The 12,757-nt window shown below is 55.6% G+C and carries 11 protein-coding genes and 1 tRNA gene; 3 read left to right on the forward strand and 9 right to left on the reverse strand.

Annotated features, from left to right (window positions below; genetic code table 11):
* Nucleotides 1-209 precede the first annotated feature (209 nt).
* On the reverse strand, nucleotides 210-1,685 hold the full coding sequence (gene ilvC / locus ABLU88_RS15945; RefSeq protein ID WP_003018001.1) for a ketol-acid reductoisomerase: 1,476 nt from the start codon (nucleotides 1,683-1,685) through the stop codon (nucleotides 210-212).
* A 153-nt stretch (nucleotides 1,686-1,838) separates the two neighbouring features.
* Here ilvC and ilvY point away from each other — a divergent pair, with 153 nt between their 5' ends.
* The gene (ilvY, locus tag ABLU88_RS15950) at nucleotides 1,839-2,729 is read left to right on the forward strand and encodes an HTH-type transcriptional activator IlvY (protein WP_004097479.1); all 891 of its coding nucleotides are present in this window, start codon (nucleotides 1,839-1,841) and stop codon (nucleotides 2,727-2,729) included.
* Between the two features lie 56 nt (nucleotides 2,730-2,785).
* Here ilvY and ilvA read toward each other — a convergent pair whose 3' ends face one another.
* The 6 genes from ilvA to ilvL all read right to left on the reverse strand — a co-directional run bounded on the left by ilvA (nucleotide 2,786) and on the right by ilvL (nucleotide 9,329).
* Nucleotides 2,786-4,330: a threonine ammonia-lyase, biosynthetic gene (gene ilvA / locus ABLU88_RS15955; protein ID WP_014227448.1), complete on the reverse strand. Its 1,545-nt coding sequence runs from the start codon at nucleotides 4,328-4,330 to the stop codon at nucleotides 2,786-2,788.
* Nucleotides 4,331-4,332: 2 nt separating this feature from the next.
* On the reverse strand, nucleotides 4,333-6,183 hold the full coding sequence (gene ilvD / locus ABLU88_RS15960; RefSeq protein ID WP_275050634.1) for a dihydroxy-acid dehydratase: 1,851 nt from the start codon (nucleotides 6,181-6,183) through the stop codon (nucleotides 4,333-4,335).
* A gap of 61 nt (nucleotides 6,184-6,244) precedes the next feature.
* Complete coding sequence (locus tag ABLU88_RS15965; protein WP_004097473.1) at nucleotides 6,245-7,174, reverse strand: branched-chain amino acid transaminase; 930 nt, start codon at nucleotides 7,172-7,174, stop codon at nucleotides 6,245-6,247.
* Nucleotides 7,175-7,190: 16 nt separating this feature from the next.
* Nucleotides 7,191-7,448: an acetolactate synthase 2 small subunit gene (ilvM, locus tag ABLU88_RS15970; RefSeq protein ID WP_004097471.1), complete on the reverse strand. Its 258-nt coding sequence runs from the start codon at nucleotides 7,446-7,448 to the stop codon at nucleotides 7,191-7,193.
* A complete protein-coding gene (ilvG, locus tag ABLU88_RS15975) occupies nucleotides 7,445-9,091 on the reverse strand; it encodes an acetolactate synthase 2 catalytic subunit (protein WP_025108420.1) in 1,647 nt (548 codons plus the stop codon). Before ilvG ends, ilvM begins: the two co-directional genes overlap by 4 nt.
* 139 nt (nucleotides 9,092-9,230) lie before the next feature.
* Nucleotides 9,231-9,329 carry an ilv operon leader peptide gene (gene ilvL, locus ABLU88_RS15980; protein WP_001311244.1) on the reverse strand — a complete coding sequence of 33 codons (99 nt, stop codon included), beginning with the start codon at nucleotides 9,327-9,329 and terminating at the stop codon, nucleotides 9,231-9,233.
* A gap of 350 nt (nucleotides 9,330-9,679) precedes the next feature.
* Between ilvL and ABLU88_RS15985 the strand changes: the two genes are divergently transcribed.
* Nucleotides 9,680-11,200, forward strand: coding sequence for a YifB family Mg chelatase-like AAA ATPase (locus tag ABLU88_RS15985; RefSeq protein ID WP_025108421.1), 1,521 nt, complete (start codon nucleotides 9,680-9,682; stop codon nucleotides 11,198-11,200).
* A gap of 23 nt (nucleotides 11,201-11,223) precedes the next feature.
* Here the strand turns inward: ABLU88_RS15985 and ABLU88_RS15990 are convergent, their stop codons facing one another.
* Entirely contained in the window at nucleotides 11,224-11,562 is a 339-nt protein-coding gene (locus ABLU88_RS15990; RefSeq protein ID WP_004097464.1) for a DUF413 domain-containing protein, read from the reverse strand.
* A gap of 118 nt (nucleotides 11,563-11,680) precedes the next feature.
* Between ABLU88_RS15990 and hdfR the strand changes: the two genes are divergently transcribed.
* Complete coding sequence (hdfR, locus tag ABLU88_RS15995) at nucleotides 11,681-12,502, forward strand: HTH-type transcriptional regulator HdfR (protein WP_004097454.1); 822 nt, start codon at nucleotides 11,681-11,683, stop codon at nucleotides 12,500-12,502.
* 81 nt (nucleotides 12,503-12,583) lie between these two features.
* Here hdfR and ABLU88_RS16000 read toward each other — a convergent pair.
* Nucleotides 12,584-12,659, reverse strand: a tRNA-Trp gene (locus ABLU88_RS16000).
* Between the last annotated feature and the right edge of the window lie 98 nt (nucleotides 12,660-12,757).

A 12,757-nucleotide genomic window follows, 5' to 3' on the forward strand; every position in this document is an offset into this window, starting at 1 on the left:
CTCAGGCCCTGATAGCCGCTTGATATAAACCGTCCAACATTATGGGGTCAGTTCATTATTGCACCGGTTTTTTATCTCACAGCTTTCCCCTAAGGATTTCAGCTTGCAGGAAGGCGGCAAGTGAGTACAGCCCCAGGAGCATAGATAACTATGTGACTGGGGTGTACGAACGCAGCCAACGCATCTGCAAGTTGAAAGACGACGGGGAATTAGCCCGCTACCGCAATGCGTTTCATGTCGGTCATATAGCCGCGCAGTTTCTTACCAACCTGCTCGATAGCGTGGCTGCGAATGGCTTCGTTCACGTCACGCAGCTGAGCGTTGTCTACCGCGCCTTCGGCAATCGCTTTGCCCAGGTCGCCGGTCTGCAGGGTGGTCATGAACTCTTTCAGCAGCGGTACGCAGGCGTAAGAGAACAGGTAGTTACCGTATTCAGCGGTATCGGAGATAACCACGTTCATTTCGTACAGACGCTTACGAGCGATGGTGTTGGCGATCAGCGGCAGCTCGTGCAGTGATTCGTAGTAAGCGGACTCTTCGATGATGCCGGAATCCACCATGGTTTCAAACGCCAGCTCAACGCCCGCTTTCACCATTGCGATCATCAGAACGCCTTTATCGAAGTACTCCTGCTCGCCAATTTTACCTTCAAACTGCGGTGCGGTTTCGAACGCGGTTTTGCCGGTCTCTTCACGCCAGGTCAGCAGTTTTTTATCGTCGTTGGCCCAGTCAGCCATCATGCCGGAGGAGAATTCACCGGAGATGATGTCATCCATATGCTTCTGGAACAGCGGCGCCATAATCTCTTTCAGCTGTTCGGACAGCGCGTAAGCACGCAGCTTAGCCGGGTTAGACAGACGATCCATCATCAGAGTGATACCGCCCTGCTTCAGCGCTTCGGTGATGGTTTCCCAGCCGAACTGAATCAGTTTTTCGGCGTATGCCGGGTCGGTACCCTCTTCCACCAGCTTATCGAAGCACAGCAGAGAACCGGCCTGCAGCATACCGCAGAGGATGGTCTGCTCGCCCATCAGGTCGGATTTCACTTCGGCAACGAAGGACGATTCCAGCACGCCCGCACGGTGACCGCCGGTCGCCGCAGCCCAGGCTTTAGCAATGGCCATACCTTCGCCTTTCGGATCGTTTTCCGGGTGAACCGCGATCAGGGTCGGAACGCCGAAACCGCGTTTGTACTCTTCACGTACTTCGGTACCCGGGCACTTCGGCGCCACCATCACGACGGTGATATCTTTACGGATCTGCTCGCCAACTTCCACGATGTTGAAGCCGTGAGAGTAGCCCAGCGCCGCGCCGTCTTTCATCAGCGGCTGAACGGAACGTACAACGTCAGAGTGCTGTTTGTCCGGCGTCAGGTTAACCACCAGATCGGCCTGCGGGATCAGCTCTTCGTAGGTACCCACCTTGAAGCCATTTTCGGTTGCTTTGCGCCATGATGCGCGCTTTTCGGCAATCGCTTCTTTACGCAGCGCGTAGGAGATATCCAGACCGGAGTCGCGCATGTTCAGACCCTGGTTCAGGCCCTGAGCGCCACAGCCGACGATGACCACTTTTTTACCCTGAAGGTAGCTTGCGCCATCGGCGAATTCGTCGCGACCCATAAAGCGACATTTGCCCAGCTGCGCCAGCTGCTGGCGCAGGTTCAGTGTATTAAAGTAGTTAGCCATGGTGATACCTCGTGATGTTGTGTGTCTTATTTTGTTCGGTTCGCCTTTCAGCGAGAATGTACCCACATTACAACAGGAAATTTATTGCGGAAATTGATATATTCACAACGTCACGTTGCAATTTCTGCAATGTAAAATCGTGGAGTGCCGCCGGTGGATTTACGCGATCTGAAAACCTTCCTGCATCTGGCTGAAAGCCGCCATTTTGGCCGCAGCGCGCGGGCGATGCACGTCAGCCCCTCCACGCTTTCCCGACAAATTCAGCGCCTGGAGGAAGACCTCGGGCAGCCGCTGTTTGTCCGTGATAACCGCACGGTAACGCTTACCGAAGCGGGAGAAGAGCTACGAACGTTTGCCCAGCAGACGCTGTTGCAGTATCAGCAGCTGCGCCACACTATCGATCAGCAAGGTCCGTCGCTGTCGGGCGAACTGCATATCTTCTGTTCGGTGACCGCCGCCTACAGTCATCTTCCGCCGATTCTCGATCGTTTCCGCGCCGAACATCCCTCGGTGGAAATAAAACTCACCACCGGCGATGCCGCCGATGCGATGGAGAAAGTGGTCACGGGTGAGGCCGATCTGGCGATTGCCGGGAAACCCGAGACGCTGCCTGGCGCGGTGGCTTTTTCCATGCTGGAGAATTTGGCGGTAGTGCTGATCGCCCCGGCGCTGCCCTGTCCGGTTCGTAACCAGGTCTCAGTGGAGAAGCCTGACTGGGCAACGGTACCCTTTATTATGGCCGACCAGGGCCCCGTGCGTCGCCGCATTGAGCTATGGTTTCGCCGCCATAAAATCAGTAATCCGTCAATTTACGCCACGGTGGGCGGGCATGAAGCCATGGTCTCCATGGTGGCGCTCGGCTGCGGCGTCGCGCTGTTGCCGGAGGTGGTGCTGGAAAACAGCCCTGAGCCAGTGCGCAATCGCGTGATGATTCTGGAGCGTAGCGACGAGAAAACCCCGTTTGAGCTTGGCGTCTGCGCGCCAAAAAAGCGGCTGCATGAGCCGCTGATTAATGCGTTCTGGAATTTGCTGCCTGGCCACTAATGCCGGGCCTGCTCAGGCCTACAGCCCGACCGCAGGCCTGACAAGCACAGCGCTTCTTAACCGGCGAGGAAGAACCTGAACGCTGGATTATTGCTTTCATCGTGGCAATCGTAGCCCAGCTCATGCAAGCGGGTTTCGAAGTCAGGCTCGTGATCGCCCAGTTCGAATGCCGCCAGCACGCGGCCGTAATCGGTACCGTGACTGCGATAGTGGAACAGAGAGATGTTCCAGTGGGTGCCCAGCGTATGCAGGAACTTCAGCAGCGCGCCGGGTGATTCCGGAAACTCGAAGCTGAATAAACGCTCCTGCAGCGGCTGCGACGGACGCCCGCCCACCATATAGCGCACGTGAAGCTTGGCCATTTCATCGTCAGAGAGATCCACTACGCTGTAGCCACCGTCGTGCAGCAGGTTGAGGATCTCTTTCCGCTCTTCCAGCCCCCGGCTCAGGCGCACGCCGACAAAAATGCAGGCATTTTTCGCATCCGCGAAGCGGTAGTTGAACTCGGTCACCGAACGGCCGCCCAGCAGCTGGCAGAACTTGAGGAAGCTGCCCTTCTCTTCCGGAATGGTGACCGCCAGCAGCGCTTCGCGCTGTTCTCCCAGCTCGCAGCGTTCGGAAACGTAGCGCAGGCCGTGGAAGTTGACGTTCGCGCCGGAAAGCACGTGCGCCAGGCGTTCGCCGCGAATATTATGCTGAGCGATATATTTTTTCATCCCCGCCAGCGCCAGCGCCCCGGAAGGTTCTGCTACCGCACGCACATCTTCAAACAGGTCTTTCATCGCCGCGCAGATGGCATCGCTATCGACGGTAACGATGTCGTCGAGATACTCCTGGCACAGACGGAAAGTCTCATCGCCGATGCGTTTCACCGCCACGCCTTCGGCAAAAAGCCCAACGCGGGGTAAATCGACCGGATGACCCGCATCCAGAGCGGCTTTCAGACAGGCAGAATCCTCGGCCTCAACCGCAATGACTTTGATCTGCGGCATCAGCTGTTTGATCAGCACCGCCACGCCGGCCGCGAGACCGCCGCCGCCGACCGGGACAAATACGCGATCGATATGGGCATCCTGCTGCAGCAGCTCCAGCGCCAGCGTCCCCTGCCCGGCAATCACCATCGGATGGTCGAAGGGCGGAACCCAGGTGAACCCCTGCTGCTGCGCCAGCTCGATGGCTTTGGCCTTGGCTTCATCGAAATTCGCGCCGTGCAGCAGCACTTCGCCGCCGAAGCCGCGCACCGCATCAACTTTGATATCCGCGGTGGCGGTTGGCATAACGATGAGCGCCTTCACGCCCAGGCGAGATGCCGAGAAAGCCACGCCCTGCGCATGATTACCCGCCGAAGCGGTAATCACGCCATGCGATTTTTGCTCTTCCGTCAGGCCCGCCATCATCGCGTAGGCTCCGCGCAGCTTAAAGCTGTGCACCGGCTGACGGTCTTCACGCTTCACCAGCACAACGTTATCGAGGCGCGACGAGAGCTTTTCCATTTTTTGCAGCGGCGTGATCTGCGCGGCTTCGTATACCGGCGCGCGCAGTACCGCTCTGAGGTATTCCGCCCCCTCGGGGGCGGCGGAGAGGGGTTGAGACTCGGCCATCATTAACCCCCAAGTTTCGATTTATCGCGCACCGCGCCTTTGTCGGCGCTGGTTGCCAGGCTGGCATAGGCGCGAAGGGCAAAGGAAACCTGACGCTCGCGATCTTTCGGCGTCCATGCTTTATCACCGCGCGCTTCCTGAGCTTCGCGGCGCGCCGCAATCTCGGCATCGCTCAGCTGCAGCTGAATGCCGCGGTTCGGGATATCGATAGCAATCATGTCGCCATCTTCAATGATCGCGATATTGCCACCGCTGGCCGCTTCCGGAGAAACGTGACCAATAGAGAGACCCGAGGTACCGCCGGAGAAGCGTCCGTCGGTAATCAGCGCACAGGCTTTACCCAAGCCCATTGATTTCAGGAAGGTCGTCGGGTAGAGCATCTCCTGCATCCCCGGCCCGCCTTTCGGCCCTTCATAGCGGATGACGACTACGTCACCGGCGACCACCTTGCCGCCGAGGATCGCATCCACAGCCGCGTCCTGGCTTTCGTATACCTTCGCCGGGCCGGTAAACTTGAGGATACTGTCGTCAACGCCGGCGGTTTTCACGATACAGCCGTTCTCGGCAAAGTTGCCGTACAGAACCGCCAGACCACCGTCCTTGCTGTAAGCATGTTCCAGCGAGCGGATACAGCCTTCTGCGCGATCGTCATCCAGGGTGTCCCAACGGCAGTTCTGAGAGAAAGCCTGCGTTGTGCGGATACCCGCAGGGCCAGCGCGGAACATCTTCTTAACCGCTTCATCCCGCGTGACGGTGATATCGTACTGCTCCAGCGTCTGCGACAGGGACAAACCAAGCACGTTTTTCACATCGCGGTTCAGCAGCCCGGCACGATCCAGTTCACCTAAAATACCCAATACGCCGCCCGCGCGATGCACGTCTTCCATATGATATTTCTGCGTACTTGGCGCGACCTTACACAGCTGCGGCACTTTGCGGGAAAGTTTATCGATATCGCTCATGGTGAAGTCGATTTCCGCTTCCTGCGCCGCCGCCAGCAGATGCAGTACGGTATTGGTGGAACCGCCCATGGCGATATCCAGCGTCATGGCGTTTTCAAACGCCGCCTTATTGGCGATATTACGCGGCAGCGCAGAGGCATCGTCCTGCTCGTAATAGCGTTTAGTCAGCTCAACAATACGTGAGCCCGCATTGAGGAACAGCTGTTTACGATCGGCGTGAGTCGCCAGCAGCGAGCCGTTGCCCGGCTGCGACAGGCCCAGCGCTTCGGTCAGGCAGTTCATGGAGTTCGCGGTGAACATTCCCGAACAAGAGCCGCACGTCGGGCAGGCGGAACGCTCAACCTGATTACTCTGATCGTCGGAGACTTTCGGGTCAGCGCCCTGAATCATCGCGTCAACGAGGTCGAGTTTAATGATTTGATCGGACAGTTTGGTTTTCCCGGCTTCCATCGGGCCACCGGAAACAAAAATGACCGGAATATTCAGGCGCAGAGACGCCATTAACATCCCCGGGGTGATTTTGTCGCAGTTGGAGATACAGACCATCGCATCAGCACAGTGGGCGTTAACCATATACTCAACCGAGTCGGCGATCAGTTCGCGGGATGGCAGTGAATAAAGCATACCCCCGTGGCCCATCGCGATCCCATCATCCACCGCAATGGTGTTGAATTCTTTGGCGACGCCGCCAGCGGCCTCGATTTGCTCAGCAACCAGTTTGCCGAGATCGCGCAGGTGAACGTGGCCCGGCACGAACTGGGTGAAAGAGTTCACCACGGCGATAATCGGCTTACCGAAATCATCGTCGGTCATTCCAGTGGCGCGCCACAGCGCGCGGGCACCCGCCATATTACGGCCGTGAGTGGTTGTGGCGGAACGGTACTTAGGCATGCTTTAGTTACTCCCAGTTTCGGTGAAATGGGGCGTTGCGTGTCGCCCCATTTTTTTATGCTTATTGATTAACCTGATCCAACCAGCCCCATTTATCCTCGGTTTCACCGGTGAAGAGGCCAAAGAATGCTTGCTGAATGCGCTTGGTGATCGGGCCGCAGCGGCCTTCACCCACCTGAATACCATCAACGCTGCGTACCGGCGTGATCTCTGCGGCAGTACCGGACATAAACACTTCGTCGGCCAGGTACAGGGACTCGCGGGACAATACCTGCTCGCGGACTTCCAGGCCGAGATCTTTCGCCAGCTTGATGATAGCGTCGCGGGTGATGCCAGGCAGCGCGGAAGAGGTGAACGGCGGGGTAAACAGCACGCCATCCTTCACTTCAAACAGGTTTTCACCGGCGCCTTCAGAGATGTAGCCGTTCACGTCCAGCGCGATACCTTCCTGATAGCCATGGCGACGCGCTTCGCTGCCGACCAGCAGCGAAGAGAGATAGTTACCGCCGGCTTTAGCCGCGGTCGGAATAGTGTTTGGCGCCGCGCGATTCCAGGAAGAAACCATCGCATCGATCCCCTGATCCAGCGCTTCGGCGCCCAGGTAGGCGCCCCACGGGAACGCCGCGATGATCACGTCAGTGTTATAGCCCGGAGGCGGGTTGACGCCCATGCCCACGTCGCCGACGAAGACTAACGGGCGGATATAGGCGCTGGTCAGACTGTTTTTACGAATGACTTCACGGCAGGCTTCCATCAGCTCATCAACGCTCTGAGAAACCGGGAAACGATAGATTTTTGCTGAGTCATGCAAACGCTGCATATGTTCACGGTGACGGAACACCACCGGTCCCTTGTGAGAGTCGTAGCAACGGATGCCTTCAAATACGGAAGTCCCGTAGTGCAGCGCATGGGACATCACGTGAACCTTCGCCTCGCCCCACGGAACCATCTCACCATTGAACCAAATGTAATCAGCTTTTTTCGTCGTCATTGTTCTTCCTTTGCGCTCAGGCGCGAATTTGTTGTGATGTAGGTTGCTGGATCTCGACGCAGGCGACGTCCACCAGTTTGCTTAATTGACTAAACAGTAATTCGACGGGCCGCTGGCTGGCAACGGTCAGTTCAATATTAATATTCCGGGCATCGGCGGCGGTTGCCATATTCATCGCGCAAATCTGGAACCCGCGATGGCGCACGACGCGCAGCACGCGTTCTAACGTTTCAGGATTAGAGCGAGCCTGCAAGGCGACCTGATGTTGCATCATGATAATTTCTCCAGCATTTCTGCATTACTGGCACCGGGCGGCACCAACGGCCAGACGTTCTCAAGTTCGTCGATTGAGACATGAAGCAGGTAAGGCCCCTGGCTCGAAAGCATGGTGTCGAGTGCCGCTTCAACCTGGTCTTTACGGGTGATGTGTTGACCAGGGATGCCGAAGGCGCTGGCCAGAGTAAGGAAATCGGGGTTATCGGTAAGGGTGGTTTCGCTATAACGTTCCTGAAAAAACAGCTGTTGCCATTGTCGAACCATTCCTAAACGCTGGTTGTCCAGTAAGACTATCTTCAGCGGCAGCTGCTTGCGTTTTACGGTGCCCAGCTCCTGCACGTTCATCATGAAGGAGCCGTCACCGGAGATACAGATAACCGTATCGTCTGGACGGGCCACCTGCGCGCCTACCGCTGCGGGCAAGCCGAAACCCATAGTGCCTAATCCGCTGGAAGTGATGAAATTCTCCGGGCGCGTATAGGTCATATGCTGCGCTGACCACATCTGATGCTGGCCCACATCGGTTGTCACGACGCAGTCTGCGGGTTTGCGATCGGAAAGCTGCTTCAGCAGCAGCGGGGCATAGATAGCGTCTCCCGGATGGTCGTAGCGCCAGGCATGCTCGGCGCGCAGCTGCGCATTACGTTGGCGCCAGGCGTCGATAGACAGCGGCTGCTGGAGCGCGGGCAGCATCACATTCAAATCGCCGGTCAGGCCGATATGTGCCTGACGGAGCTTGTTCAGTTCAGCCGGATCGATATCCATATGGATAACTTTGGCGTGCGGGGCAAACGTATTCAGCTTGCCGGTGACGCGATCGTCAAAACGGGCGCCTACCGCGATCAGCAGGTCACATTCCTGTACTGCAAGGTTGGCCGCTTTAGTACCGTGCATCCCCAGCATGCCCAGATAGTAGGGATAATCCGCCGCTACCGCACCCAGCCCTTTCAGGGTAGACGTCACGGGCATTTGCGTAACGGCAAGAAATTCGCGCAGCGCCGGTACCGCCTGCGCCATCCCCACGCCGCCGCCAACGTATAACATCGGCTTCTGCGACTGGGTCAGCATCTGCAAAGCGTATTCGATATCCGCATATGGAAAATCAACGTCGTCGGCTACCATGGAAAAATGCGGATCGAGATCGCCCTGAGCCAGCTGGATATCCTTTGGGATATCGACCAGCACGGGACCGGGACGCCCGGAGTTTGCTACGTGGAAAGCTTCGGCAATGATGCGCGGCAGTTCTTCCAGCGACTGCACCAGGAAACTATGCTTGGTGCATGCCAGCGATAAACCGAGGACATCAACTTCCTGGAATGCGTCGGTGCCAATGAACGGGGCCGCAACCTGGCCGGTGATAGCAACAACGGGAACGGAATCAAGCAGCGCGTCGGCGAGGCCGGTGATCAGGTTGGTTGCGCCAGGCCCCGAAGTGGCGATACACACCCCGGTTTTGCCGGTAGCCCTGGCATAGCCGATAGCCGCCATAGCCGCGCCCTGTTCATGCCGGCACAGTAGGTGTTCCACGCCGCCGTCATACAATGCATCGTAAACCGGCATAATTGCTCCACCCGGATAGCCAAAAACGGTATCGACTCCCTGTGCTCGCAAAGCATGTACTACCCACCGCGCCCCATTCATAGTTACTTCCCCGTCGTAGATCGAGAGAAACAGAATTTTATGCTACCAGCCATCGTCTGCTCCTCTTTTCTGTTTTTAAGTTATAAAAAAACCCCCGGACCTTTCGGTGCGGGGGTCTTAGTTCGTTAAGGCTTGTTTTTTAAGCCTTTCCTCGTCCAAGTGCAGCCCCGCACGGTGGGATAATAATCACCACCACGCTAATCACGACCAGGCTAATCACTCGTAGAAGGGCTGTCATTTTATGTTCTTTCTGGCTTCATGTTCGAAGGAATACCTAAAGAGGTACCACAGACTTCGCGTTAAACACAAGATTTTTTTATGACCTCATTTCTTACCTTGCTAACCATTTAAGAAAAAACAATTGTTTTTAATGGGAAAAATATGAAATGAAAATATTTCAATTTGTGGCGTACTCCACAGCTCTTTCTCATCTTTTTGCCTGATGACAGCATTTTACGAGCCGGCATCCATCACCAGTGCAAAGCGGAAATTGCCGGAAAATTGACTGGGAGCAAGCATGCAGAATTTAATATTGCCGAATTACTCAACAGCAAATCCCCGACATAATCCCGGTTCTCAGGAGGTGTTATGTCACTCGCCATTGTTTACACCCGCGCCGCTCTCGGGATCGGTGCCCCGCTTATCACGGTTGAAGTTCATATCAGCAACGGGCTCCCAGGCCTGACAATGGTAGGACTGCCTGAAACAACGGTTAGAGAAGCGCGTGACCGGGTACGTAGTGCGATTATCAACAGCGGTTACGCTTATCCGGCGAAAAAAATCACCATCAATCTGGCCCCGGCCGATCTACCAAAAGAAGGGGGAAGATATGATTTACCTATCGCTCTCGCGCTTCTGGTGGCCTCAGAGCAGCTAAAGGCCCCCAGGCTAAATCAATATGAGTTTGTCGGCGAGCTGGCGCTTACAGGCGCTCTGCGTGGCGTTCCTGGGGCCATATCCAGCGCCATGGAGGCCATAAAAGCGGGGCGGAAGATTGTTATCTCTAATGAGAATTCTCCAGAGGTGGGGTTAATCGGCGGCAGTGACTGCCTTATCGCCACCGATCTCCAGGAAGTCTGCGCTTTTCTCGAAGGTCGACATACCCTGGCTAACCCCCTTCCAGAAGGGGAATATTCGGATGAAACATCGGTTGATCTGCGTGATGTTATTGGCCAGCGGCAGGGGAAACGAGCGCTGGAAATCATCGCTGCAGGTGGTCACAACCTGCTGATGATAGGCCCGCCCGGCACAGGAAAAACGATGCTCGCCAGTCGATTACCGGGACTACTGCCGCCGCTGAGTAATCAGGAAGCGCTGGAAAGCGCGGCAATACTTAGCCTGGTCGATTCCAGGCATGCCATGAAAAATTGGCGCCGCAGGCCCTTTCGTGCCCCGCATCATAGCGCCTCCCTGGCGGCCATGGTGGGCGGAGGCTCAATTCCGGCACCGGGAGAGATCTCCCTTGCCCATAACGGAGTCCTGTTCCTGGATGAGCTGCCTGAATTCGAACGCAGGGTGCTGGATGCGTTACGCGAACCCATTGAGTCAGGGGTTATCCATATCTCACGCACGCGCGCCAAAATCGATTATCCAGCCCGTTTCCAGCTTATTGCAGCGATGAATCCCAGCCCGACAGGACACTATCAGGGCCAGCATAATCGCGCTTCACCGGAACAGACGCTACGCTACCTGGGTCGTTTATCCGGCCCGTTTCTTGACCGATTCGATCTCTCCCTGGAGATCCCGCTTCCGCCGCCGGGGGTGCTCAGCCAGGGAACAAACGAAGAGGAAAGTAGCGCCTGCGTACGCCAACGTGTTCTGGCCGCACGCGAAAGGCAGCTATCGCGGCAGAAAAAACTTAACGCGCATCTGGGAAATGATGAGATGAAAATCTGCTGCCGGCTTCATAAAGATGACGCTGTCTGGCTGGAGCAGACGCTAATACAGCTCGGTCTTTCAATCCGCGCCTGGCAGCGCCTGATTAAAGTTTCCCGAACTATTGCCGATATTGAGGCAGTCGAACGCATCGAACGTCATCATTTGCAGGAGGCTCTCGGCTATCGGGCAATAGACAGAATGTTGAGCCATCTACAAAAAATGATGGCGTAAAAAAAGGGCTTACGCCCTTTTTCTTAATCATCGCTTTCTGTGTAATCTTCCGTACCTTCCACCTGCGGCTTGCCGCCGGACAGGGTATGGAAACGCTTCGGACGCTTAATGCGCGCCATGTACTTAATCCAGACGCGTTCTGCTTCCGTTGCGGGCTCACGTTCACCACGGCATACCGAAACAAACTGTTTTTCATCGTCGGTGACAGGCTCGCGTTTACCTAGTTCGAGTTCATTAAAGGCATAACCATGACGTTCCAGCAGTTGCGCCTCTTTGATGGTGAAATCTCCATGACGGGAAAACCCGCGCGGATAATTTTTATTGTCGAAAAAACGATTAGTTGTCGTAAAGCTTTCCGCCATCCTACACGCTCCTGATTCTTTGGCCGAGCTAATTATGGCGCGGAGTATTAGTTACGCTTGACAGAGCGTCAAACAAAACATTTAAATCATCACGACAAATAATTTTGCGGAGAAGAGTGTGGATACGGAATTGCTCAAGACTTTCCTTGAGGTGAGCAGAACTCGCCACTTTGGCCGAGCCGCAGAGGCGCTTTATCTGACGCAGTCAGCAGTTAGCTTTCGTATTCGTCAGCTGGAGAACCAGCTGGGGGTAAATCTTTTTACCCGTCATCGTAATAATATCCGTCTGACCTCAGCCGGAGAGAAACTGCTACCCTACGCCGAAACCCTGATGAATACCTGGCAAGCTGCGCGCAAGGAGGTCGCGAATGCTTCCCGCCATAATGAATTTTCGATCGGTGCCAGCGCTTCTCTGTGGGAATGCCTGCTTAATGGATGGCTGGGAAAGCTCTATACAGAGCCCTATAACCTACAGTTTGAGGCGCGGATTGCGCAGCGGCAATCGCTGGTCAAACAGCTGCACGAACGTCAGCTTGATCTCCTGATCACGACAGAATCGCCGAAGATGGATGAACTAAGCAGCCAGTTGCTGGGTAATTTTACCCTGGCGCTTTATTGTGCCTCTCCGGCTAAATACACAAATGAATTGAATTATTTACGCCTGGAATGGGGGCCCGATTTCCAACAAAACGAAGCGGGATTGATCGGAAATGATGATATTCCTCTGCTGACCACCAGTTCTGCCGAGTTAGCTTACCAACAGCTCAGCGCGCTTAAGGGCTGTACATGGCTGCCCGTGCTCTGGGCACAGGGGAAAAATAATCTGCATACGGTGACCGACAGTGCGACGCTTTCAAGGCCTCTCTATGCGATTTGGCTACAGAACAGCGATAAACAAGCGCAGATTCGGGAGATCCTGAAGCACAATATATTGGGATAAACGCACTCCTCCAGGGATGGAGGACGATCGGCGGGAAATTTAAAGCAAAAAAAATCCTTTGCCTGAGCAAAGGATTATATATGGCAGGGGCGGAGAGACTCGAACTCGCGACACCCGGTTTTGGAGACCGGTGCTCTACCAACTGAGCTACGCCCCTAAAGTTTCTTATCATTAAGCCTGCTTAATCAGCAGGCTTAATTTTTTAATAAGTGGCGGAACGGACGGGACTCGAACCCGCGACCCCCTGCGTGACAG

This window comes from Klebsiella sp. GW_Kp182, assembly GCF_040062275.1.
In the GTDB taxonomy this organism is placed as follows: domain Bacteria; phylum Pseudomonadota; class Gammaproteobacteria; order Enterobacterales; family Enterobacteriaceae; genus Klebsiella; species Klebsiella michiganensis.